Annotated in this window: 19 protein-coding genes; 10 read left to right on the forward strand and 9 right to left on the reverse strand. The window is 48.3% G+C overall.

Annotated features, from left to right (window positions below):
* Window positions 1-24: 24 nt before the first annotated feature.
* On the reverse strand, window positions 25-771 hold the full coding sequence (locus KDW_RS25245) for a 3'-5' exonuclease (RefSeq protein ID WP_151758704.1): 747 nt from the start codon (window positions 769-771) through the stop codon (window positions 25-27).
* Window positions 772-1074: 303 nt separating this feature from the next.
* On the opposite strand from KDW_RS25245, the gene KDW_RS25250 reads away from it, so the two are divergent.
* Both KDW_RS25250 and KDW_RS25255 read left to right on the forward strand, forming a co-directional pair.
* Window positions 1075-2106 (forward strand): motility-associated ABC transporter substrate-binding family protein, encoded by a 1032-nt coding sequence (locus KDW_RS25250; RefSeq protein ID WP_151758705.1) that lies wholly within the window; start codon window positions 1075-1077, stop codon window positions 2104-2106.
* A 136-nt stretch (window positions 2107-2242) separates the two neighbouring features.
* Window positions 2243-2461 carry a hypothetical protein gene (locus tag KDW_RS25255; protein ID WP_151758706.1) on the forward strand — a complete coding sequence of 73 codons (219 nt, stop codon included), beginning with the start codon at window positions 2243-2245 and terminating at the stop codon, window positions 2459-2461.
* A gap of 53 nt (window positions 2462-2514) precedes the next feature.
* Here KDW_RS25255 and KDW_RS25260 read toward each other — a convergent pair whose 3' ends face one another.
* Window positions 2515-3696, reverse strand: coding sequence for a hypothetical protein (locus KDW_RS25260; RefSeq protein WP_151758707.1), 1182 nt, complete (start codon window positions 3694-3696; stop codon window positions 2515-2517).
* Between the two features lie 350 nt (window positions 3697-4046).
* Between KDW_RS25260 and KDW_RS25265 the strand changes: the two genes are divergently transcribed.
* The 6 genes from KDW_RS25265 to KDW_RS25290 all read left to right on the forward strand — a co-directional run bounded on the left by KDW_RS25265 (window position 4047) and on the right by KDW_RS25290 (window position 11915).
* Window positions 4047-5063 carry an AAA family ATPase gene (locus KDW_RS25265; RefSeq protein WP_151758708.1) on the forward strand — a complete coding sequence of 339 codons (1017 nt, stop codon included), beginning with the start codon at window positions 4047-4049 and terminating at the stop codon, window positions 5061-5063.
* On the forward strand, window positions 5053-6087 hold the full coding sequence (locus tag KDW_RS25270) for a DUF58 domain-containing protein (RefSeq protein ID WP_151758709.1): 1035 nt from the start codon (window positions 5053-5055) through the stop codon (window positions 6085-6087). The genes KDW_RS25265 and KDW_RS25270 overlap by 11 nt, the downstream gene beginning before the upstream one ends.
* The gene (locus KDW_RS25275; RefSeq protein WP_162005594.1) at window positions 6084-7028 is read left to right on the forward strand and encodes a VWA domain-containing protein; all 945 of its coding nucleotides are present in this window, start codon (window positions 6084-6086) and stop codon (window positions 7026-7028) included. Before KDW_RS25270 ends, KDW_RS25275 begins: the two co-directional genes overlap by 4 nt.
* Before the next feature lie 148 nt (window positions 7029-7176).
* Window positions 7177-8088, forward strand: a complete 912-nt coding sequence (locus KDW_RS25280) for a R2-like ligand-binding oxidase (RefSeq protein WP_151758711.1) — start codon at window positions 7177-7179, stop codon at window positions 8086-8088.
* 419 nt (window positions 8089-8507) lie between these two features.
* The gene (locus KDW_RS25285; protein ID WP_162005595.1) at window positions 8508-9089 is read left to right on the forward strand and encodes a PadR family transcriptional regulator; all 582 of its coding nucleotides are present in this window, start codon (window positions 8508-8510) and stop codon (window positions 9087-9089) included.
* A gap of 249 nt (window positions 9090-9338) precedes the next feature.
* A complete protein-coding gene (locus tag KDW_RS25290) occupies window positions 9339-11915 on the forward strand; it encodes a DUF8189 domain-containing protein (RefSeq protein WP_162005596.1) in 2577 nt (858 codons plus the stop codon).
* Window positions 11916-12014: 99 nt separating this feature from the next.
* Here KDW_RS25290 and KDW_RS25295 read toward each other — a convergent pair whose 3' ends face one another.
* The 6 genes from KDW_RS25295 to KDW_RS25320 form a co-directional block, all read right to left on the reverse strand.
* Window positions 12015-12986: a LolA-like protein gene (locus KDW_RS25295; protein ID WP_151758714.1), complete on the reverse strand. Its 972-nt coding sequence runs from the start codon at window positions 12984-12986 to the stop codon at window positions 12015-12017.
* Window positions 12987-13387: 401 nt separating this feature from the next.
* Complete coding sequence (locus KDW_RS25300; RefSeq protein WP_151758715.1) at window positions 13388-15292, reverse strand: glycosyltransferase; 1905 nt, start codon at window positions 15290-15292, stop codon at window positions 13388-13390.
* Between the two features lie 196 nt (window positions 15293-15488).
* Window positions 15489-16616, reverse strand: a complete 1128-nt coding sequence (locus KDW_RS25305) for a hypothetical protein (protein WP_151754965.1) — start codon at window positions 16614-16616, stop codon at window positions 15489-15491.
* A gap of 597 nt (window positions 16617-17213) precedes the next feature.
* Window positions 17214-17750, reverse strand: a complete 537-nt coding sequence (locus KDW_RS25310; protein ID WP_162005597.1) for an NUDIX domain-containing protein — start codon at window positions 17748-17750, stop codon at window positions 17214-17216.
* A gap of 140 nt (window positions 17751-17890) precedes the next feature.
* Window positions 17891-18832, reverse strand: a complete 942-nt coding sequence (locus KDW_RS25315; protein WP_151758717.1) for an EamA family transporter — start codon at window positions 18830-18832, stop codon at window positions 17891-17893.
* Between the two features lie 356 nt (window positions 18833-19188).
* The gene (locus tag KDW_RS25320; RefSeq protein ID WP_198925539.1) at window positions 19189-19689 is read right to left on the reverse strand and encodes a DoxX family protein; all 501 of its coding nucleotides are present in this window, start codon (window positions 19687-19689) and stop codon (window positions 19189-19191) included.
* A gap of 343 nt (window positions 19690-20032) precedes the next feature.
* On the opposite strand from KDW_RS25320, the gene KDW_RS25325 reads away from it, so the two are divergent.
* Window positions 20033-23185: a winged helix-turn-helix domain-containing protein gene (locus KDW_RS25325; protein WP_151758718.1), complete on the forward strand. Its 3153-nt coding sequence runs from the start codon at window positions 20033-20035 to the stop codon at window positions 23183-23185.
* Between the two features lie 146 nt (window positions 23186-23331).
* On the forward strand, window positions 23332-24792 hold the full coding sequence (locus KDW_RS25330; RefSeq protein WP_151758719.1) for a glycoside hydrolase family protein: 1461 nt from the start codon (window positions 23332-23334) through the stop codon (window positions 24790-24792).
* 91 nt (window positions 24793-24883) lie between these two features.
* Here the strand turns inward: KDW_RS25330 and KDW_RS25335 are convergent, their stop codons facing one another.
* Window positions 24884-25540 (reverse strand): HAD family hydrolase, encoded by a 657-nt coding sequence (locus tag KDW_RS25335; protein ID WP_151758720.1) that lies wholly within the window; start codon window positions 25538-25540, stop codon window positions 24884-24886.
* Window positions 25541-25560 lie beyond the last annotated feature (20 nt).

Below are 25560 nucleotides of genomic sequence, written 5' to 3' on the forward strand. Positions count from 1 at the left end.
AAGTGTGTCTGAGGCTTCGAGGTATCAGGCGCTGATATTGGCGAGGACCAATAAAAGTTGCCTGACTGCCTCCGCCTTGTCACTGGCTCGTTGCGTTCCTATTGAGATACCGAACTCGCTACACGCATCTTCAAGCGAGTGTGTTTTGTAATCGCGTTCCGTGGCTTTGACGCCTGCGTATAAAGCATATTTGCCCATCATACAGTGCGAAACGACGGCTGGTAACGCTAATTGATAGCGTGAGGCTGTCTGGCGTAAAACACGCAGATAGAAGGCAGCATGATAAATAATCAACTCATTTTGAATGAGCAGTGGATAAATTTGATTCCAGATTTCTGGAAATGTCGGAGCCATTGTTAATGTATCGGTCGGTAGTTCCTGTATATCGCCTATTGTTGCTCCAACAGGTTGACTCGGCTTCACCGGCGAACTAAATATCACCTGTCCCGCAATATTCACAATTGCCAGTTCTGTGATTTCATCAATAGTGGCAATATTCGTTGTTTCAATATCGAGAATGAGAGGGTGGCGTCTGACGATTTGTTGGGCCCAACGTAATATGGCTGGTCGTTCGCTGAGATTAACGGGTGTCTCTGCTGGTGTCGAAACGGATTTCTGTTGTTTCTTGATGGCCTGCAAAGCTTTTTCTGCTGTGGTTGTCTTTCCCAGTGGATCTTTGAGTATCCACTGGTTGTTCTCCTTGCTCCAGCGATAGCCATGCTGTTTTAATAAGGCATTATTCTGGCTACGCTCATCATTATCAAGCGCCATATCTCCTGATCTCCTCTCAAGCAAACGATGTTCTAGGTGAAATATATCATATTCTTCTTTTCAGGGCCAATAGTACCACTTGTTCTATGCCATTCCTTCATGATATCTTTGCAACGGTATCTAGTACTTTGTCAGGTTCCATTGGAAAGGTTCGCCCGCTACGCGGGCGGGAGAAGGGGGAGGGAGGCCGGAGCACAGCCCTGGAATCCAGTCCGGGATGGCCATCCCCTGCGCCCCTGCTTTTCTCATCACCTTTGACAGAGCACTAGAGAATGGATGGTAGATTTGGAAAGGGAAATTTGAATGAAGTATTATCAGCGCTGGCTTCTGCTGGTATGTGTTTTCTTGTTTGTGCCAGCCAATCTGGTTGCATGTGCCAATGCTAGCTCTAATGGCAATATGTCAGGTAATGGTTCCCAGAATGGACAGTATGCTAATAGCACGGCAACTGCAGGCAGTAAAACAGGTTACCGCTCAGCAAATACTCCGCGACGGGTTCTTTTTGATGCGGCCCATGCTGAAAGCAGCGGCAATGCAGATTGGATTATTAGCACGAGCATGCCTGACCCCCTTAAAGAGAATATGCAGCCTCAACGTGAAGACGACTGGACCGGTGGTATCAGTGCCTGGGGAGTAGCGTTGCAGCAAACCAATAAATACTCGCTAAAGACAAATACGCGTCCTTTGAGCTATCAAAATGATAGCAATGCTCTTGATCTGAGCAAGTTTGATGTGTTGGTTTTACCTGAACCCAATAAACTATTTACCAGCTCTGAGAAAAAAGCCATTCTGAACTTTGTACATGCCGGTGGCGGTCTCTTTATGATTGCCGATCATGAAGGCAGTGATCGTAACCATGATGGCTATGATTCTCTGAGTATTTTGAATGACTTGATGAATACCGGGAGCTCAACGAATAATGCTTTTGGTCTGCAATTTGATGCGATAGATATCAACTATGATAATCCTCACACCCTGGCTAATCCTGCTGATCCTTTACTGAGAGGTTCTTTTGGTCAGGCGAAGGGGAGCATTATTCGCGACGGCACCACCGAAACACTGGATCCACAGGCCAACCCGGCTGTCCATGGCGTCATCTATCGGACAGGAGTCAGTGCTGGTAGTACGCATGGGGCATTTGTGACGCGTAGTATGTATGGTACTGGCCGTATTGTTGCTATTGGCGATAGTTCAGCTATAGATGACGGCACCTGTTCCTACCACAAAAAATGTTTTGATGGTTGGGAAGATCCGGCGGCTCAGGATAATATTCTGGTCCTCAATGCGACAGAATGGCTATCCGGCAATAGCACGAATGGTTCATTTAACAATTGATCCTGCTGTAATGTAAGTTGATATATATGCAGGCTGATTATTCGTAAAATACTCTCTGAGAGAGATGTGTCCTGGCCTGCATTGATTTTTTTTCTGGTTATTATCTGCTTCTTATAGTAAGAAAGGTCCTTCAATTATGAAATCAACCAAGCTAATGCTCATGGGAATATTGTTAATCATGTTAGCCGTGAGCCTGGCTACGAGTATTTCGCAGGCACTTTTTAATATGTCTGCGAGCAATCCACCTTTTATACTCAAGTTGTTTCCTGGAATTGAAGCCTTCCTGGTGGTGATTGGATTTGCGATGGGGGTGATAGGCTTTTTTCAAAAAGATCAATCTGGAAAAAACTTATAGTAGCAAAAAGGGACCTTCTTATGCTCTGCATTTTGAAGGTCCCTTTTAACGCTCTAGAAAGGAATGAAGTCCATTTCCGTTTGTTGCAGGGCATCCAGCGCAATTCCCATCGCTTCGGTGGTAAAGTAGTTCTCGCTCTGTAACTGGCCGTCAGCGTTTCTTGAAATGTAGTTCTGAAACGTTGGCGTGAGTCGATAGAAATAGCCATGGTAGGTGGGCTCATAAAAACTGGTGCTTAACAGATTGATGAGCTGTTGCTGCTTATCCAGATACTTCTGTGGCTGGTTCAGCATTCTCAGCACCTGATTATAGCGATACAAACCTATCAGTGTATGAGCCTGGGACCTGGTTTCTTTATATTTTTGTTGCAACTGGTTGTTATTCAGGTTCAGAGCAAAGTAGAGTCCACCATAGTTTTGATCCCAGAGACCACTGGTAACCAGCATACTCTGTAGTACCTGATCGGCTATATCCAGGTATTGCTGGGTATGGGTAAGCATATAGGCGTCCATCAGAGCCTCCACAATACTCCCCTGTGTGCTGGGCCTGGCCTGATCATTCAGTACAACCTCGGTAGCGTTTTCATTGACCGACATATTGTTGTAAAAAAGGTGCGTCTGCAAATTGTAGGACGCTGACAAGGCCGTATTCAACGCTGTTTTACCCGCCTGAAGCCACTGTGGCTGGTTCCAGCGTATACCCGCATCCATCATGGCTACGCTGGCCGTCACTGTATGCTTAACGCTATAGACGCCAGGATCATGGGCCTTGTTGTAGAGCAGATTGAATTTGCTGTCATACCAGTTATTGTAGTAGTTGGCGGCCGCCATATTGGCTTCGCTAACCAGGGCCTGATCATTGAGGTAGAGTCCTGTTCGTAGCAAGTAAAAGTAGATCCAGCCTTTGGGTAAGTTATAGTTAAAAAACTCATAGTGGACAATGGGTGAAATCTTCTGGACATCCTGATCATAACTGCTATCAGTAGGATGGAGATGTTTATATTCTGCCAGGGCATTCAGATAATAGAGATCAGTCTGGATATCATGGCTGCTGGGTGGATCATCGTTGCTGCTGACATTGAGTCCATTCGTGCGGTTGGGATTGTTCATTTGCCAGTTTACATAAAGGCCGCCGGTCACCAGTTTCTTTGTGCGGGCATTAGGATTAAAGCCATTGGCGCGGATATTAAACAATACCTGTTGAGCTATTTGATCGATAGTAGGGTTAAGCCGCACGGCCTTTGTATCTATCTTTGCTGCTTGTATGAGGGGAGTGGAGAATACACTATTAAGGCAAAAGCAGCCTACGAGGATTATTAATAGAGGAATGCGCTGTGTTTTTGACATAGACCACCTACCACTTCTTAAAAAAGAAATCACCACATATCTGTATTGTAGCAAGTACATGAAAAGATAGGATGAAATGTGATAATTTTGTTGGTCTAAGACAATGCTGTAAATAAGATCCTTTGCCGATGAGTAATTGTAGTGTATATTGAGTGCTTCATTTTTTTAGCAATGTTATAAAAGCAATCTCTGAGCACCAGAATATCTGCTCTATCGGAATAAAAAAAGGACAATGTGCTATGACGTATCCGCAGCGGCTGGCCCCGCCTCCTCCGTTTTCTCAGCCTTCGCCGATTGAGCCTGTAATGTTTGAAGTGAAACGCTTGATTGTGGGACAGGATCATTTGTTGGAACGATTACTGGTGGCGTTATTGGCGCGTGGTCATGTTTTGTTAGAAGGGGTACCGGGACTGGCCAAGACGGCGACGGTCAAGGCATTGGCCCAGGTGATGGGTGGAACCTTTGGACGTGTGCAGTTTACTCCTGACCTGGTGCCAGCTGACCTGGTTGGAACACGTATCTATAATGCCAGAAATGCAGAGTTTGTTACCGAGCTAGGTCCCATTTTTGTCCATCTACTCCTGGCTGATGAGATTAATCGCGCGCCCGCGAAGGTCCAGTCGGCCTTGCTTGAAGTTATGCAGGAGCATCAGGTAACGATTGGCAAACAGACCCATTTTGTACCTGATCCTTTTCTGGTGCTGGCCACGCAAAATCCGATCGAGTCCGATGGTACGTATCCTTTACCCGAGGCACAGTTGGACCGCTTTATGTTTAAGGTGCTGGTCGACTATCCTTCATATGAGGATGAAATTGTCATCGTTGAGCGCGTGACCGGTACGCATATCGTCCTCAAGACACTGCTGAATCCAGATGGCCTGCGGCACTTCCAGCAGGAGGTTGATCGTGTGTATGTGGATCCGCATGTGGTCTTCTATGCCGCGACCCTGGTACATGCTACTCGTGAGCCTGTCAGACATGGTCTGGGAAGGCTGGAGGGCGCATTACTCTATGGTGCCAGCCCACGTGCCTCGATTAATCTGGTCGCTGGCGCACGGGCACTGGCTTTTGTGCGTGGCCGGCCATATGCGTTACCTCGCGATGTGGCAGACCTGGTACACGATGTGTTGCGTCATCGGCTGGTCTTAAGCTATGAGGCCGTGGCTGATGGGCTGACGACGGATATGATCGTTGCGCAATTGCTCCAGCGTTTTCCACCACCACATATTGATCTGGGAGATCGTTATGTGGCGTAACAAAAACTGGTTCCAACTATTCTCAGATGTTATCGCTGAGCCGCCGATACCGGCGGGGGGACAGCAAACATTCAGCAACTCGTCAGCGCAGTCGGATCTCCTGTTGCGACGTTTGAATTGGAGTGTGTTGCGTCCGCTGGCCAGCTATCTGGGAGGCAGTGAGCGCTCGCAATTTTTAGGACCCGGGGTAGAATTTTCAGAGATTCGGGCGTATCAGCCTGGCGATGATATTCGTTTTATCGACTGGAATATTTCGGCGCGCACAGAGCAACCAATGGTTCGCGAGGCACATGTGGAGCGGGCGGTTGATGTCTGGTTTTTGATTGATGTGAGCGCTTCTATCAATTGGGGCACGGCTAGCTGTCTCAAGAGCGATCGCGCACTGGAGTTTATCGCACTGGCAGGGCAGCTACTGAATCGTTCGGGCAATCGTCTGGGTGCTGTGATTTTTGCTGATATGCCGCTGGAGGTGCTTCCTCCTGTAACTGGCCGTTTGCATTTGTTGCACCTCTTAGCACGTTTGCGTACCATCAAAACCAGTTCGACTGGTCCTACTGACCTGTATGCGGCACTGAACAAAACTCAGAGGATACTGCGACGGCGTTCATTAATTGTCCTTGTATCTGATTTCCTGGTCCAGGATGGTTGGCAGTCGGCACTGGGTAAACTCGCACAACGCCACGAGATTGTGGCCGTACGGCTCCAGGATCCACGTGAGGGCGCGTTACCGGATGTAGGATTGGTGACATTGGAAGATCCTGAGACGGGTCAACAGCTTTTTGTCGATACGGGCGATACTACATTACGTGAGCGTTTTATGCAGGCTGCCCTGCAACAGGAAGAGCAGTTGCGCGCCGGTTTTGCACGCTGTGGGGTTGAATTGCTCCAGCTTGGTACCGACCAGGATGTAATTCCTGCCATGGTACGCTTTCTTCAAAAGCGACAACACCGTCGCACGCGTAAATTACCTTTGCCCCAGACCCAGATGACATCCGGGCCTGCATGGAAAGGGGGCATTCAATGAGCTTTCAATGGCCGTTATGTCTGATTATGCTGGCCTTGATCCCCTTGCTTATCTGGTTGTATCTGTCAGCCCAAAAGCAGCGGCGTGCTTATGCGCTACGCTTTACCAATCTTAACCTGTTGCATAGCGTTGTCGGCAAGAGACCCGGATTACGACGCCATATACCGCCCCTCATCTTTATACTTGCATTAGGCGCATTTGTCCTGGGCATGGCGCGTCCAATGGCGGCCATTGCTGTTCCGCGTGATCGTGCCAATGTCATGCTGGTCTTTGACGTTTCGGGCTCAATGAATACTCCTGATATGGTACCCACCAGAATTCTGGCGGCTCGCCATGCGGCCCATTTGTTTGTGGATGCATTGCCTGATAATATCCAGGTTGGAGTGATCAGTTTTAATAATGTCGCCAGTGTGCGCGCGCCTTTGACCTGGGATCATCAGCTGGCCCAGCGTGCAATAGATACCCTGCTGCCTGGTGGGGGTACTGCTATTGGAGATGGACTGAATGCGGCCCTGGAGCAATTGGAGCAATCTCCCCGCGATGATAAAGGGGCGTCGATCCCAGCCACCATTGTGCTCCTTTCTGATGGATCGAATAATATGGGAGAAGATCCTCAGGTAGTCGCATCACGGGTCAGACTGGCTCATATCAAGGTCAACACCGTGGGGATCGGTCAGCGTGATACTCAACCCCCGGTAGATGGCAGGCCAAATACAGGTGTAGATGAGGTAGCACTGAAAGCCATTGCTAATCAAACCAGTGGTCGCTATTTCTATGCCGGCGCATCCAAAGATTTGCAGCAAGTCTATACCGATCTGAGTAAGCAGATTAGCTGGGTCAAAGAGCCGACCGAAATCACTGTCCTTTTCTGTGCTATTGGTGTCCTCCTCTTCCTGCTGGCCGGCCTGTTAAGCCTGCGCTGGTTCCAACGTTTCCCTTGATCTCGTATGGGAGTGAGTATGATCATCTCTATGTTTAGAATTAAAGCTATGAATAGCAAAAAATGTTAGATAATAGTTTATACTTATATATGTATATTTTTGTGTTGTTATGTGTTTTCGGTGCACTAGAAAGAAAGCAGGCAAACAGATGACACTTCAGTTCCAGCACTCCTCATTCCAAACAACCAGCAGCCTGGGATTACGCCAGGATATCTTGCCGATGCGTCTCTATCATAAAGCCAAAAAATTAGGCATATGGAATCCTGTTAGTATTGATTTCACTCAGGATATTCAAGATTGGCAGAACTGTAGTCCTGAAGAGCAGGAGACACTGTTGACGTTGACTTCGCTTTTTCAAGCTGGCGAGGAAAGCGTGACCCTGGATATCTTGCCGATGATTTCCGTTATAGCCCGGCAAGGCCGGCTCGAAGAAGAATTATTTTTGACAACCTTTTTATTTGAGGAAGCCAAACACACAGAATTCTTTCGGCGCTTTCTGGATGAAGTCACGCATACAACTAAAGATTTACATGGCTATCTTTCACCAAGTTATCGCAAAATATTTTTTGAAGAACTTCCTCAGACGATGGGGGCTCTGAATACTGATTTTTCAGCTCGGGCGCAGGCGTGTGCTGCCGTTACATATAATATGATTGTTGAAGGTGTACTGGCCGAGACTGGCTATCAGGCTTATTTTGATATGCTTGATCGCAATCAGATTATGCCGGGCTTGAAACAGGGACTGGTGTATTTGAAGCGGGATGAATCGCGGCATATCGCCTATGGTATTTTCTTGATTTCACGTCTGGTGGCTGAGAATATTGAGGTATGGGATGCGATTGAGCAACGTATGAACGAACTATTACCGTATGCGCTCGACGTCATTCAAGAAACGGATAGTTCTCTTCCTGCGGGAGAAGAAAACAGATTTGGTATTCGTCTGACCGACTATGTAGAATTTGCAGTGAATCAATTTACCAGGCGTCTACAAAAAATTGAGCAATCGCGTACACGAACCCTGGAACAACTCTATCAAGATCAACCCGAACTCTTGCAATAGCGACTTTGCAGAATACTGTCGTTGCCTGCCAGACCGCAGGAGAAGAGCAGGGGTGCAGGGGATGGCCAATCCCCTGACTGGGTTCCAGGGCTGTGCCCTGGCCTCCCACCCCCTCTCTCGCCCGCGTAGCGGGCTCATCTTTCTCATGCAGCCTGCCAGAATACTAGTAGTCTGGTAGACGGGGAGGCGGGGATGCAAGCGAGCATGCCGGGGGCATGATCAAGCGCCGAGCCCCTTGACTGGGGGATCGGGGGCTGTGCCCCCGGCATCTCCCCCATCCCGCCCGCGAAGCGGGCGCACAACCCATCACACGAAGTTTGACAATGTACTAGTTTTTCTAATTGGTACAATAAAGTAGTAAAAGGTATAAGCTATCTTTTACTACTTTGAGAAAAAGTGAGTACTATAGAGAAATGACTGTGACAACCCTTGACTACGTCCTGCTAGGTTTATTAGCGGTCAAATCCTATACAGGATATGACCTTGGCCGTGTGATGCGCTCACCGATTAGCTTTTTCTGGGAGGCACGCTATAGCCAGATCTATCCTGAATTATCTAAGCTTGAGACTCAAGGCCTGGTTACCTATCAGGCGGTGGCTCAGCACGAACTGCCCGATAAAAAAATCTACACCATTACCGAGGCCGGGCGCGCTCTTTTGCGGACCTGGGCCGTCGAGCCAATTGAACCTCCCGTGATCAGAGATGAACTGGTCATCAAAGCATACTCGCTGTGGATGGCGGATCCGGAGTCCGCTCGTGATTTGTTTCACTATCATGAGCAGTATCATTTTTCCAAGCTTCAACAATATGAGGAGGTACAACGCCGCCTTGAGGAGTCTCCCGAAGACTTAAATGATCCGACCTCCCCTGTTTTTGCTCAATATATTATCTTGCAACGTGGCCTGGGTTTCGAGCGTGAATATGCCGCCTGGTGTCAGTGGGTAGTGGCACGTTTAGAGCAAGCCATACAGCTTTCCTCCTCTGCCTCAGCCGATTCTTGAGCCACAAAATCACTGTCTGGCGCCTGCTTTATCGTCTAGATAGTACTTTTCGCCCTTGATTTCATATAGCGTTAAGCGCAAGCGTTTCTTCATGGTAAAATAGCATTGCTCATGCAACAGGTAGATTGCCCGTGTAATTTCGGCTCTCGCCCCATATAGCTATAGTTGGGAACAATATGTTTTTAGTGAGAGTGGTTCGTGGTGATTTGTGAGCTTATGTATTTTCTGGGCGCGAGGAGAATGATTACGATGGCCTATGATGGAAGTAAGAAGCTAGGAAATTATCGGTTGCTGGAACTGCTAGGTCAGGGTGGTTTTGCCGATGTATATCTGGGCGAGCATATTTATCTGAAGACATCGGCGGCTATCAAAGTATTACGTGTTCATCTGAGTGAGGATGCTCTGGAGCAATTTCTGGCTGAGGCGCGCACCATCGCCCGCCTGCGCCATCCGCATATCATTATTGTTCACGATTTTGGTCTTGAGCAGGAAGTGCCTTTCCTGGTGATGGGGTATGCACCATATGGTTCTTTGCGCCGTCTGCATCCCGCGGGAAGTATTGTCCCGCTTGAAACGGTTGTACGTTATGTTGGACAACTGGCTCAGGCCTTGCAGTATGCCCATGAGCAACAGATTATTCATCGTGATGTGAAGCCAGAAAATATATTACTGGGTGAGCAACATCAATTGTTGCTGAGTGACTTTGGCATTGCAGTGACCACACAGAGCATGGTTGGCAATTCGCTTATGCCGCAGGCGAACCAGCCTGCCGCTATTGGGACCGCGACCTATATGGCACCTGAATTGTTTATCTCCCACGCTGTATTTGCCAGTGATCAATATTCTCTGGCTATTGTTGCCTATGAATGGCTTTGTGGCGCGCCCCCTTTCAGCGGCTCAGATATGGAGACCGCTCTACAACACCTACATGTCGCAGCTCCGGCTCTGACGGATAAAGTTCCTGAAGTCACTGCGGAAATCGAACAGGTTATAAGTAAGGCCCTGGCAAAACAGCCTGAGGAGCGCTATCCCTCGATATTGGACTTTGCCACTGCTTTGGAACAAGCTTTTTTGTCGCGTAAAGCGGGAATTATTGTTTCTTCTCAATTTGTGCCTTCTTTCTCTTTTGATAAAACCGAGGCTTTCCAGTCCTCAGCTCCTATTGTTGCGGATCTGCCATCTTCTCCAGCCTCTGATAAGCCCGCCACCGCTTTGCCGGCTTTTGTTTCGCTGTCAGGTTTGTCCGCTTCTGGTAAATCGAAGGCATTATCCACCCCTGCTCCAATGGCTGGTAAGACGCCTCAACCTTTACCAGTGGCCTCATTGAAGCTACCGGCTCATACTCCTGGCACTACCACGCGCTTGTCTGATTATGCCTCGCAGCCAGTTGCCGCCATTGATATTGATGAGGATAAATCCCGACCTTTGCGTCTCTCAGCATTTATGCCAGCGACGGAGCAAAGCAATAGTGATGGCCAGTCCACCCTGCCAGGACAGGAAAAATCGGTAGTGGTCTCTCTAAAACATTTGTGGGTGGATAAAACAGTGCCAGCGGCCAGACACCTCTGGCTGGATCAGGCGGTGCCAGCGGCAAAGCTTTTCTGGTCTGGACAGGCGGTGCCAGCGGCAAAAAAGCTGTTGTCTATTCCATTATTATCGCCAGATCCCCAGCAGGAGGCACTGCCTCCTCCATATCTGCGTTCAACTAGCCAGCGTCTACCTGTTCCCTCTACACAGTCGGTACCAGCTGCGCGTAAGATGATACAGACACAATCGGTACCAGCCATGCCTTCGAATGCTGTGAATGCCAATGGATCAAAGATGTCACGGCGCATGTTACTTGGTCTGGCCGCCGGGGTAGGGGGCGCGGGCCTGATTGGCGTGATTGCGAATCTTACCTGGCAGAATGCTTTTCAGAGCAAACCAACGATGGCACCATTGCCCGGACCGCAGCAGCCAGTACATGTTCCAACGCCGACTGCTACGCAGGCTCCCCCAGCGGCCACGGCAATTCCGCAGAATGTGATGGTGCTGGGACCGACACGCCCAACGGTTGCCTCATGGGGTCCTGATCAATTGGATCTGTTTGTACGTGGAACCGATGGTGCTCTGTGGCAACGTCATTATGATGGCAGCTGGCATGACTGGACGCAGGCTCTGGCAGGATTAAACTTTGATCCAGCTGTGACAACCTGGGGTACGGGGCGCTTTGATGTGTTTGCGCGCGGTGCGGACAATACTTTACAGCATAGCTGGTACGATGGCAGCTGGCATCCCTGGGAGTCCCTTGGGGGCACACTCACTTCTGATCCAGCCGTTGTCAGCTGGGGACCAAATCGGCTGGATGTCTTTGCCCGTAGCGTGGATAATGCGCTCTGGCATAAAGCATTTGATGGCACCTGGCATGACTGGGAACATCTGGATGGGGTTTTGCTTTCAAGCCCTTCTGCGGCAACCTGGGGACCAAATCGGCTGGATGTCTTTGTGCGCGGGTCTGATAGTGCGCTCTGGCATCGTGGTTTTGATGGCAGCTGGCATGACTGGGAATCTCTTGGTGGCTCCTTTGAGTCCGATCCAGCCGCTGTTTCTATCGGTCAGAATCATCTGGATGTCTTTGTGCGTGGTGCTGGCAACGCTTTACAGCGCCGCAGTTTTGATGGTGCCTGGCATGATTGGGAAACGATCAGTGGCGTCCTGACTACCAGTCCCAGCACTACCACCTGGGGAAATGGCCGCATCGACGTTTTTGCGCGTACGTCCAACAATGTCCTACAACAAACCTCGAATACCGCTGGCATCTGGCAACCCTGGATATCGCTGACATGATATTCAGAGTAAGTTCAAAAGAATATGCTCCATTGCGTGTCCTGGGGAACCAGCACGCGTAAGCTCGAGGCTTGCGCATGCTGGTTTTGTCCGGTGCACCTAGCCAGGAATAGGTGGATAGATAGGTGGATAGATCTGGCCCCAGCTGCTGGCAGGAATAGCCTGTGGAATAGTGATATGAACGGGTTGATTGAATTTTTGGTATGTAAATTGAAGCGTTTGCTGGATTGGAATACCATTGCTAAGTGTATAGCTCATAAGCGTACTAAGTTGATAGACATAACCGGTGTGTGCATTGATCCAGAAATCTACGCTGCCAACCTGAGAGGTAGAGGTCTTGAAGTTTATCCTGGCGGTTTTGTTTTCGGTATCAAGATTGTATAGTGCAGCCAATCCAGCTCCGGTAAAGTTCACTTTAAGATGACGTAATTTTATCCCTCCAATTGTTTGCGTGCCCTGGTTGTGGACCTGCCCTTTTTGGAGGGCGAGCGCGAGCAGAGAATGCAGCTGGCTCATGCCTGACATGGCATAGACCTGTGTGTCGGATTGTTGCTGCAAGATGTCTTTTTCGATCACATACCATTGGGGCTTCACATACGTGCCGCCTAACAGGTAGACATTGTCTCCTTGTAGACGTTGGTTAAGATCAAAGATGGCACCATCGTGTGCTCCGAAATTCTGCTGATCCCACTTTTCTTTCAAGGTAATCTGGGACGTTGCATTCCCTGCCTCGTCACCCTGTCCTTGTTTCCATAGATTATATTCGGAGGCAGAACTAGACATTGGCACTAGTGACTGTAATAGACTGGTTGCAGGTAGCGTAGGATTTGGACTGACCATGCGTTTAGTGTCGAGCGTGAAATGGACAGATTGAACCTTTTGCATCGCTTGCTGACTCTTTTTTAAGAGTTGCTTTGCTGTAAGTGGCTCTGGTTCGTCATTGTTTACGGTGAGCGTTGCTCCTCTGGTGGCGGGTGTAGCTACTGTGGCCAGATTGTTACCACAAGCGGTCATCAGTGCCAGTAAAAGCAGGAAGCATAGCGTGAGACAGACATGAGTAATTTTTTTCATAGGGCATCATTCTTTCAGGATAGAAATGAGATTGATCACACAGGCAATACATATTGTTCTGTCTCTCTAGTATGAGTTACACGCCGTGTTTATAACACATCATTTCCACACCATCTGCACATCATCCATACCACTTTTTCTTTAGAGATAGTATTTGATTTCCGTGTGCTCCATCGTTTCTCTGCGTGAGTTTTCGCACCTGCGGTGCGAACAAGGATTTTATTATGTTATGCAAAATGCGCATATTGAGCATATTTTGCATAACATAATAAAAGATGTACGGGCACTTTAGTCCCGAGTGCGGCTGTGTGTGGTTGCAAGCTAGCTGGGGGAGGATAAAAAAGAAGCGGCTTCCTGACATAACATCAGGAAGCCGCTTCTTTTTTATGGAGATTATTGGATCAGGCAACGAGTTCTTCAGTGTTTTGTTGTGCAAGAGCCTTGACCCATTGATAGTTCCCTTCGACCTGCTCATTTTCTAGCAACTCTAAAGCCAGATATAGCCAGCAGATGGCGTTAGAGACGGTCAGGTAGTCCCGATTGGCAAGGGTAGCGGCTGCTGAGCTCATGCTCTGATAGAGCAGATCATCGGTCAGCAAATTATATAAGTGTTGCGCTACCTGGGCTGTGTTACCGGTCTCTACCAGGTAACCAGTAATTTGATCCTGGATCTGTAGGGGAATACCACCCACGCGATATGCGACTACAGGTTTGGCTTTTAGCAGTGCTTCAGTAACTTTGACCTCGAAGCCTTCTTTGATGGAGAGTTGTAGTACTACCGCACTTTTGCGCAACAGAGTATTCAGGACCTGGTCGCGATGTGGTAGGCGTGCTACTTTGATATCATCGGCAAAATGGCTGTATGGCTCGGTTTGCAGCGTGCGTTTGATCAGGCTGTAGACCGGCACACCATCCGGATCATCGATAGAACCGTTACCTGCAATAACGAGCTGTGGTATGGTTTTATGCTCGGCTTCTAGTTTCTGGCGCAATTGTCGATAGGCATCCATTACATCAGGAATACCCTTGGATGGATCGAAACGAGCAATCTGTACAATGTATGGTCGCTGGCTATCCAGTGGTGTCTGCCCTTCCTGGATCAGAATCTGGTTGAAATGTTTCAGATAGGTTTCCATCTGTTGCTCGCTCAGCGGCTTGTTCAGACCATCAACAGGATCCGTGGTAGCGGGCATATACATTACTTTTTCATCGGGCACATTGTCTGGTACAAACATCTTCATTGGATGGCTGATAAAGAGATCGGCGCGACGAATAAAGTCCCACAGGAAGCTCCAGGTTGTATGCTGGGGAGTTCCTTCCTTTGTTGCAAGCTCGGCGACGATCTGGATATGTGAGCGGTAGAGTATCTTGCAATCTGGATTGGCCTGTTGAATATAGGGAATCAAACCGGCTGGTTGTGGATCGTCAATAACGATTACATCGGTCTGCTTGAACACTGGCTCCAGGAGTTCAGCGTTCTCTTTGCTCCAGTCCAGGTAAATCTGTTTATCATCTTCTGTGAGCCTGGTTGATGGACTGGCGACATTCTGCAACACGTTGTGAATTTTGGTCTTGGTAATATCGAAGACTTCTTTCTTCGGCAGCAGAACATGCCAGTGGACATCTACACCTAGCAAGCGCAACAGGCGAATCAAGGCATGACGCATCAAAGCTACGCCACCACCCTGCGGCGTGGCATTGATAAAGACTAATTTTTTGCCTGCAAATTTTTTGGCGAGCTGGGTGGCAATCTCAAAATCTTCTGATGTGACAGAGGCACGATAATCATCCAGTGTCACCAACTCACTAACGACAACTTCACGTTCAGGAGTCAAAGCAATCTCTACAAGATTGTTCTGGTCAAATTGTAGCCGTGCATCCTGCACCATCTCTTCGGGGCTCAATGGTTTATCAGCCGTTGTATGTGCCTTTACGGGCACGATATCGGCCTGCATCCATAACTTTGCACCCAGATCTGCTGCAAAATCACCTTCGCGCAAGGCTGCCGCTACGAACTGCAGATTACGCTCATCGGCCACCTGTTTCAACCAGGTAAGAACCGCTTCACTGGAATCCGCATTCAACAAAGCCTTTTCATAACTGTCGATGCTTTGTCCAGTAATGTCTTCGGCTATGTGTAGATTACCATCTTGCAATTGTAAGCCTGCATAACTGGCAGTTGGAAGAGCCAGCTCTGCAATTTGTGCAGCTTGCGATTTTTTCTCTTGTTTCATCCCATCAGTTTCTTCGAGGGTGCTAATAGACACCTCTTCGGTTATAAGTTTTTTAGTGGTTGTATTTGTCATAGTTTCCTCATAATCATAAAGCTAATGCTTATCGATTTAGTAAACATGATCCATTAGACTTACTATCTATCCTAATACTATAACAATACTAGAGTGCTGTCTATTTCAATTATCGACTTACTTACTGGGGTCTGAATAAAATAAATTCTATTATAGATAATTTTTATGTGTTGTTTTTAGAAGAGGTACAGCCACACTAAACGGTGGATGAGCTCAAAATGACTTTACGAGGTCGCCCCCTCGGCCGTTTTGGCTGATTGGGATCAGGCAACGGTCGAAGACGAGGTCTCCCTCGTGGTCGCTTTGACTGATTAGGATCAGGCAACGGTTTGATCCGTTTGCGTCCTCGTTTTTTCGGTTCGTGCCAGGGTTCGGGCACGACCTTGTACGTTAACAACTCAACAATACTCCACAGATGATCGGTTAAACCGCTGGCCATCGCCGGACTGATCTGCTGCTGATTTGTGCTCAACTGTTGATGGGACCAACAGAGATTGTAGGTGACACCCAACAGATACATGCCGTGATGCAAGCTCTCAAGCCGACATGCGGCATGTCGGCATTTCCGGGTTAACTGTGCCAAACGCTCTCGCATGGTGCCATTCAATCGTTCAATGTACGCCGTATTGAGAATCGTGCATCCTGGTGTCGTTTGTAACAACTTCTGTGCTTGATGCGGATCCCCACGTAGCAAACGCCGTTCCACTTCAACCACACGATGCTTGTATTGACGCTTGATCACTTGTCCAATCACCAATCCCGACCACATTTCCAGACAACAGCGTCCTCTTCCAGCTGTGCGCTTGATTTTTGAGCGAAAGGCTCGCTCAATACTGTGTGGATAGGCTGGCCAGCCATCCACGCAGACCAGGATCGCACTGATGTGCTTGGTCCACTGACGAACCTGCTCAAACAACCGATCGGCTAACGGAGTATCGCGAGTTGGCTGCACCACGCCTGCCAACCACAATCTCGTAGGAACCAGCATCGCCAGGGCCATCCAGATGACCTTTTTTCTTCCTTTGACTCGAATTTCATCGGCTTGCACATGACTCAGAGTGAGGTCAGCCTGCTGCATCATTTGTTCATGGACCCGTTGGCAATGTGCTCCAGAGCGATCTCGCCAGTTGGCAATGGTTCTTTCATCTAAACGAAAGGCTTTGACAATCGCTTGCACCGGACAGCCATAGGCAAGCAAAGTTACCACAATGACAATGAGCTCGGTTGGTTTGCGGAGCCCTTCGAACATGGTTCCTGTTCGGGATGTAAACGTTTTTTTGCAGACCTTACAACGATAGCGTTCACGTTGACGATCATGAACCACAATAGTTCCTTGCCCTTTTTGACCCCTTGCGGAACACGTCAAATTAGGGCAAAATTGAGAAGACGTGTTCATTGGCGCTTTCTGTTGTTTTTTCATACAAACAGTGTGCCGTGTAATACGTCATTTTTCAAGTCCCTTTTTCAACGCATCCACCACTTAGTGTAGCTGTACCTTTAGAAGAAATTGAGCTTAACTTTTTGATGAATGTATGAGTTTATATATGTTTCTCTATATAATAGACATATATAATGTACCAAAAAGTTTCAAGCTATTGCAATATACCTCACTGTTCTCGCCCAATTTTTGGTGCTATTACCTGTACATTTTCTGACTATTTGCGCTTTACATGACCTGGGATTTACTTCATTTTTGTTGACTCTTCATCAGCGTAGTCGCCCTCACCATGCTGATCGCGACCAATGCTGAAAAGTGGATGGTACTGTTTATATCCAGCCAGATTAAAATTTGCTTAGGGTATGTGTGTCGAGTTAGAGGCCATGGCATAAATGTACTATGCAGACACATGCGCAAGCGAAAATTATAATTTGCACAGCTTTCTTCACCATCAGCAATTGGCCTCTTTGCGCCATGCAATAGTTATTCTCTGCTGCCAGCTAGTGCCACCTGCGCGTAGGCCAGGGCGGAGGGAGGGTGGGATTGTGTACTTTCTAGTTGTCTGATAATCGTTGGCACTCCAACCAGTGTACGTCCGGCCAGTAGTTCTCGGGCCAGAGTTTTGAGTTCTTTTGGTCGTAGACGGAGTGAAGCGACTTCTGCTAAGGGAACCCAGCCAGGGACTGGAAATTCTGGACCCTCTTGTTGCAATGGTTGTTCTTTGCTGGTTGGATGAGCATAGATATGAACTTCAAGGGTATAGCCATAATTCATTCGCTTTTGAGGGCATGGTGCGTGGGTAGGATAGATCCATTCTCCTAAAAATGCGATACTGGTCGCCTCAACCTCTATCCCTGTCTCCTCCCGTACCTCACGGGTCGCACATTCCAGCAGACTTTCGTATGGCTCCAGACCACCTCCCGGGAGACTCCAGTTACCACGATCATTCAATAAGAGTATCTGCTCATCTTCCAGTACAATTACGCGTGTGCGAATATTGTCGTAAATATTCTGGCTCAATGTATGTTGCTCCTTTCTTTTACCTGCCAATCTCAGCTAGTTGTATCACAGGACTGAAAGAAATACTAGAGCTAATCCCTGGCAAGATGCCCGTATTTTATGGCATAACACGGGCATCTTGCCAGGGACTGAGATTGATTTTATGGGAGCGGTTTATCTTGAGTTGTGTACGGGTCGATATATTGTATGCGTCGTTTCAACATTTTCCGGTTGAATATACGTTGTTCGGAGATGAAAATACCGAACAAAATCAGGATCACACCCAGCCATTGAATTGGTGTGATGTGCTCTTTTAAAATCAAGGCAGATGTAATGATTACAACTGGTAATTCAATTGAGCCTAGAATTGAGGCCATGGCTGACCCAATAGTCGGAATACCTCGGGCATAAAGGTAGGGTGGGATGATGACACCAAAGATAGCCAGTAATAAGGCGAAGATCCAGAGTCCCCGTACGAGTGAGCCGTTGAATAGGAAGAGTGGTGGAAAGATCAACATGGTAATGATCGCTCCTCCAGTAACCATCAGTGTGCTTCTTAAAATTGGAGAAACATTGAGCTCCACCCGTCCATTGACGGCAATATTACCGGTATAACTGGCGGCTGCCAGGAGTCCCAGCAGAATTCCCGCCATGCTCAGGTGTTCAAAGTGTAACGCCTCATAGCCAGCGGCTAGAACGGTGCCGATCAATACAATGGTTATTGCTATCCATTGCTGGCTCCCTGGTCGGCGTTTTTGCAGGATCCATTCCAGCAAAAAGCCCATCCACACGAACTGGAAGAGCAAAATGACACCCAGAGATGCCGGTAGGGATTGCAGAGCGAGATAGTAGAAGACGCCGGTTAAGCCGGAGAAGATACCACTGACCAGCAATTTGCTTATAGTCATAAAGGAAAGCTGACGTAGCTCTTTGAATGAAGGAATACCCAGGATCCACAGGCACAGGCAACCAAAGAACAGGGGACTACTTGTTACTTCTGCGGTCGAAAAGCCCATGCCATAGCTTAATTTTACAATGGTTGATAGGACACCAAATGAGGCGGCTCCCATTAAGACCAGCATACTGGCCGTAAATTTTTTCACAACGGCTCCTCCCTGTGAACATAACGTGAGAGCCATATCGGTCTTATACACGACATCCTTTTTTGCACAAAAAAAGTCGGCCCCTACGCTCATAACATAGACAAAGTCTAGCTAGAGTGAGCCGATACTGCCGGTTAAGAAACCCGTATTTGTTATATAAAGCTAGATATGGAGTTGCATCTAAGCTTCTCTGCTCATTCAGCGATTGAAATGGTTATTTAGTTACAGATAAATATTTCGATGCTGTAGCACTCGGTCGCAGATTATACCACTTCAGTAAAATTCCTGTCAACCGCAACCCGGTAGCCGTAATCGTAGAGGCAGCGCTAGTCGCAGCGACCAGCGCTGCCATTACTTTATGCTATAGTTGCGACTTTTTCGATAACTGGCTTGTTCTGTTGCTGTCTGATGCGCTTCCCTACCAGTGCATCCAGGGACCATGCTCCGGCGCCGCCAATAATGAGGGCCAGTGCGATGCCAGTGCCAAGAATGAAGAACTCAACGCCTTCGCCACGTTGATGCCCTCCCCAGTTCATAAAAAATCCGTTGGCGATATGGACCTTTATCGCTGCCACAAGCATCACTACGAGTAATCCCAGGGCCGCCGGGCGGGTGAGGAGTCCCACCAGGAGTGCTAAGGGGGCTAAGAATTCAGTAAAAATGGCCAGTAATGCAAAAATGAGTGGGATATGCATGCCATGGGTAAAACCTGTTACCGTTGCCTGGAAGCCATGACCGCCAAACCATCCCAGCATTTTTTGTGATCCATGCACGATAAAGATTGTGAACAATGTCAGGCGTAGCACAAACAGGCCCGCATTGACCATCGCATTCGTGGGTGGATGCAAAAACTTCATCTTCGGCTCCTTTTTTGCTGCGAGGAAATACGTCTATTCAAGACATATTTCCTCAGAGACAAACACCGACAAAATAAGTATATCTACATGTCATATTGATAATACCTATTTTGTCTTGTTTTATTACTATTCTATTACGACGAAAGAGAAAGCGTATAGTGAAGAATTATAGGAGTTTTTATATTTTTTATCCTACTCATACCTGCTTTTTATTTTGAAGAGGGAAAACTGAAGCATTCTGATGGATTGGTTATATTACCTAATCACGGCTCTGTGTTATAATTCTGGATAAATAGCTATGTTAGGTAATAAGTTACCACTCTTTCTTACCTGAGGATCTTTTATGCCTAAACGCGCACCTTATCTTTTGCAATGGTCTATACAAACGCAAACCTATCAGCTATCTGACATCACTCGCTCTGCTTCACTTGACATCATCCCTGATAGCCAGGTTTGGTTTGAGTGGTTAGTGACCATCTCTTCCTTTGCTTTTTACAGTCGGATGGGGGGACGTTATACTGCCCGTAAAGAGAATATACAGAGCAAGGGAGACTATTGGTATGCTTATCGTTCTATGCATGGGCGTACTGTCAAACGATATCTTGGTCGGACGATAGATCTTTCTACGGCTCGTTTAGACGAGATTGCTGAGCGCTTTGTTGATGCGACCTCTGCTATCAAAGATACAGAATCTTCACTGCCATCCTCTTCGCAGCCTGTGTTACCGCTACTGATTTCCAGATTGCATCCTCCCCGTCTCCCGCTTGCGCTGGTCGAGCGCCCACACCTGTTTGCCAGACTTGATGCCTGGCGTGCATATAAGCTTACCTTGTTGTGGGCCCCGGCAGGTTTTGGCAAGACAACGCTGGTGAATTCCTGGCTGACTGGTCTTCAGTCACAGCACACCTTTTCGCATATGGCCTGGGTTGCGCTGGAGGCCAGCGATAATGATCCAGTGCATTTCTGGCGCTCCATTATTAGTGCCTGTCAGACCTGGCAGGAAGGCATAGGGAAAACGGCTCTTGAACGCCTGCCTACAGCGCTCCAGCCGCCCTTTGTCGCGACACCCCTGGAAACAATCTTGACTCTCTTCCTCAACGATCTCGCACACCATGTTGATGATGGTATCCTGGTCCTTGATGACTATCATGCGGTCATAGAACCTCGATTGCATCAATCTCTGACCTTTTTTATTGAGCATCTTCCTACCCGATTGCATATAGTGATCTTGACGCGTAGCGAGCCACCTCTACCACTTGCGCGTTGGCATGCCCAGAGTTGCATGCAAGAGTTCACTACCGTAGACCTGCGCTTTTCAGCCCTGGAAACTGCGGCGTTTCTGCACTATACAACGGCAGAGGTGCTACCCGAGAAAATCATTACTCAGCTTGATGCATATCTGGAAGGATGGCCCGCGGGCCTGCGCTTGCTGGTCCTGGCCGGGCATGCGACGCTGGAGGGCATGGAGCGTCATCTCTCTATTATGGATGAACAGCAGTCTTCTGACTCTTTTCGTCGTCACCTGCTTGATTACTTTATCAGTGAAGTTTTGGACGCGCAACCCGAGCCACTCCAGCTCTTTTTGCTGCAGACCAGTGGACTTCCGCGTTTGACAGGTGCGCTGTGTGATGAGATTATTGAAAGGCAGCATAGTAGCGTCTTGCTGGAAACTATAGAACGCGCAGGACTCTTTCTGGAAGCGTTGGACGAGGCAGAACCATGGTATCGCTATCACGCCCTTTTCGCCGAGGCAATGCGGGTTGAGGCCAGGCAACGTCTGGGTGAGGAAGCGCTGCAAACGTTATCTATGCGTGCAAGTCTCTGGTATGAGCAACACGGCTATCCTTTAGAGGCTATTGATGCAGCTCTGCGCGCTCACGATATGGAACGTGCAGGATTGCTGATAGAGCGCTGTGGTGCAAGCGGGCAACGCTATGAACTACATACGCTGCGCGGCTGGCTGGAGCAGATCTCGGACACTGTCCTCTATGCGCATCCAGCGCTCTGTTTCTATGCTGCCGTTACCCTCCAGTTTCAACCGGTGTCCGCAGTTCATCCTCAAACGGCACGTGTTTGTATTGAAGAGTTACTGCAAAGAGCAGAGGAGGGATGGCGCAAGAGTGAGCAATTATCCTGGATTGGCCTGGTCTTTGCTTTTCGCGCCTTCATTGCATCCCTGCAGGGTTTAACCACTCAAGAGATGGTAGAGAATGCCAGAAAAGCTCTGACATTGTTGCCAGGAAAAAATACTGAAGATGACAATGACATAAATCTGGGGATGCTGGATTGGCGCAGCATTTGTCTGGGAATTGTTGCGTCTGTCGCTATGCAGCAGGGGCATTTTGAGCAGGCTCACCAGCATTTGCTTGAGGCGCTTGTACTCAGCCAGCTAAGTGCGAATCGATCGTTTCTCAATGAGATTAACCTACGGCTGGGGGCGTGCTGTATGGCCATGGGGGAACTTCATCAGGCACGAGCGTATTATCGGCAGACGTTTATGGCGGCTCGTGAACAGGAAGAAAGTGGCGATTGTGTACAGGCTTTGTTTGGTCTGGCCTGTATCTCTATGCAGTGGAACGAGCTTACCGTAGCAGAGCAACACATACAGGAAGCATCGGAGCGTGCGCAGCCTCAGGGACAGGATGAGAGCACAAAGGCTATGTATCTTCAGGCGTTACTACGCTTTGCAAGAGGCCAGAACATGGCGGCCTTACTCCAGGTTGCGACCCTGCTTGCCCATCTGCATTCCAATTCGATACCACAGGCACAAGAATTACTGCCTGACGTGCTAGCATTGCAAGCCCGTCTCTACTTGGCCAGGGGAGATTTTCCAGCTGTCCAGCGCAACCTGATTCTGCTGGCAAACTCAAGCCGTGAGCTTTCTTTTGTCCAACAGACCAGGGTGAACATTTTGCAGGCGCGCTTCCAACTGGCGCAGGGAAATATGCAGGCGGCTATGTTTTTACTTGGGCCCTTGCTAGCGACGGTCCAGATGAAGCGGCACAGACACAGCGAACTAGAGATTCTGCTGCTTCTGACCCAGGCGTGTATGTTATGTCAACAGAAAAATGAGGCGCTTAAATGGTTGCAGCAGGCACTTGCTCTGGCGCAGTACGAACGATTTTTACGCGTCTTTCTCTCCGAAGGCGAACCTCTGGTGCGTTTGCTACGTTTACTTCTGCCGATCATGCATGACAAAGCGTTGCGTTCCTATGGACAGACGGTATTGCATGCTCTTACGGTATTGCATGCTCTTACGGTATCTGAGGATGTCACTGCTACTGGCCTGCCTGCTCAACCACTTGAGCCACTTTCCACCCAGGAGCTGCGTGTATTGCGGAAACTATGTGCTGGATTGACTAATCCTGAGATTGCCAGTGAGCTGGTTATTTCCGTAAATACGGTTAAAGATCACGTTAAGCATATCTATCGTAAGCTTAATGTTCGCAATCGCCTTGAAGCACGCGAAGCGGCGCGCCGCCTACAATATTTCTAAGCTTTTTTCCTTTGCCTGCTTCTCCGAACCACCCATAAAACCACCTGCCTGGAGGATGTCTTTATCCCTGCCTGTCCTTTATACTTCCAGCAAGTGTGTGAGTATGTGTCTGATCTTGATAGAAATAGCAGTAAAGGAGTACAAATATGGCCGAGTATCATAAGGCTGGAAATAACATAACGATTCGTGGTGGACGTGAGCCCCTGTTTGGTATTGTGCGGGGACCGCTGTATGGGCATATGGGCATCAAAGCTGACGTTTTCATGCCGCAGGTCCATCAATTAGGAGCGAACATGGGCAGGCTCTTTTTTGTCTGGGACCAGATAGAGCCTGAACGCGGTCATTTTGTGTGGGAGGCCATTGATACCTTGCTAGAGCAACTGGAGCCGTCTGATGAAGCATGGATCACCCTCAATGCCAGTTCGTTGTGGGCTACTCGGCATGCGACCAATTTCCAGCCACCATCTCCGGCACTTCATCCAGAGGATTATTATCGTTTTGTATCCACGCTTGTCTCCCACTGCAAAGGTCGGGTCCGTTACTGGCAATGCGAAAATGAACCGACAAATCCTATGCTCTGGGAGGGTACCCCTCAGGATTATAGCAATCAACTTAAAATCTTCTCGCAGGCGGTCAAAGAGGCGGATCCTGAGGCGGTTGTGATCCTGGCAGGTGCGGTTGATGCATTCCATGAAGCGGCTGGAGCTCACAATCCTGATACGCAATCTGAGCGTGACTTTTTTGATTATCTATTGCGCGAAAATGCGACTGACTTTGATGTCTTTGATCTCCACACCTATGGCGATCCCTATGCGATCAGACCCAATATTGATGCGGTCCGTCAGAAAATGGCCACCTTTGGATATCAGAAGCCTGTCTTCATTGGGGAGTATAATGGTCCGAGCTTCTTCTATTTTCCGGAGAACCTGTCCATTATGCAAAGTTTATTCGAGCGGATGCTCTCAAATCCAACCACTGATACATTGGAGCAGGCCACACAGGGTACTGCTATTGCTGATCTGTATGCGCGGATGGATACATTGCCGCCGCAGGCTCAGATGTTTATGGATGGATGCTCTCCCGAACTGGAACAGAAGCGTCATCGAATTAATTGTCGTGAACTGGTCATGCGTAGTCTGCTGGCGCTTTCCGCAGATGTTCAAAAGATGTTTTGTTGGAACCTTGCCAACGAAAAGGTTGATCGAAACAATATGATGCATCTGTTGTTTGATAAGCATAAACTGTTTGACTATGAGGCTGGTGTGTTTAAACAGCCCTATCCAGCTGCTGAAACGTTCAGCCTGATAACCAGTGAGCTTAAAGACATGAAGCGCGTGCAACAGCTCGAACTTCCCGAGCAGCCAGCGATCTATCTGTTTGAGGTACAGAGACGTGAGCGTGGTCCACTGTATGTTATCTGGGAGCGACATGATACGTTCTCTGGAGAAGACGATCCTGTGACACCATTTAGCTATCCCTGGTCCGCACCCCAGGCCTGGGCGATGGATGTGTTTGGCCAGACGATACCCACCCGGGTGAGCAATGGTCATCTGCACCTTTCGCTGTCACTGACTCCGATATTCATTGAGCCGCAAGCGGAGAATTAGCCATAATATCTCAGCACGAGATATGTGCATGCAAACCATCTTTTGTACAGGAGATGGTTTGTACTGCTCTCCTTGAGGGTATTATTGGCATTTAGTTCAGAGCAACTAACAATTTTTGTAGTTCAGGCACCAGGCCAGTACGTGGTTCAATCTGCCGATACTCAATGCCAAATGAGCGGATTATCTGGCCATATTCTTCATTGCCGTCATCGATCAGTACACTCTCGCCAGGCTGAATCTGGTGGGTGCGCAAATAGTTGCCAAAGAAAGCACTCTCGCCGTTGGCATCTCTATCCATTTTTAGTGCTTTGAGATCATAGGAATTGAGGACATCATCAAAAATAGTTGTGAGCCTCATTCCTGGAACTGTCCAGCGCGAGAAGGTATCCATGTTATCAGTTGCCACCGCAACCCGAATACCCATAGCCTGGAGCTGACGCACATACATTGGAACCAGTGGTGATACAAATTGCATCTGGCTACAACTTAGTGCCAGTTCCTGGAGCAGAAATTGTGGATCAAAGGTAGGATTTTGCTGACAGATATACGCAACCACTTCCTCACTGCTCAATTTACCACGCATCCAATCACTTGTGCCCTTAAAAGAGGCATTTTTGCCAAAGAGGATGGCCTGGATAATTTGAAGCGTTGGATAGTGGAGGTGTTTAGGGTCATTAAAATGATTCCAGAAGAGTGAATTGGATAATGTGAAAGCCCAATCGAGAAAAACACATTTATACACACTCATGAACACATACCTCCTTGTAT

Source organism: Dictyobacter vulcani (assembly GCF_008974265.1).
In the GTDB taxonomy this organism is placed as follows: Bacteria; Chloroflexota; Ktedonobacteria; order Ktedonobacterales; family Ktedonobacteraceae; genus Dictyobacter; species Dictyobacter vulcani.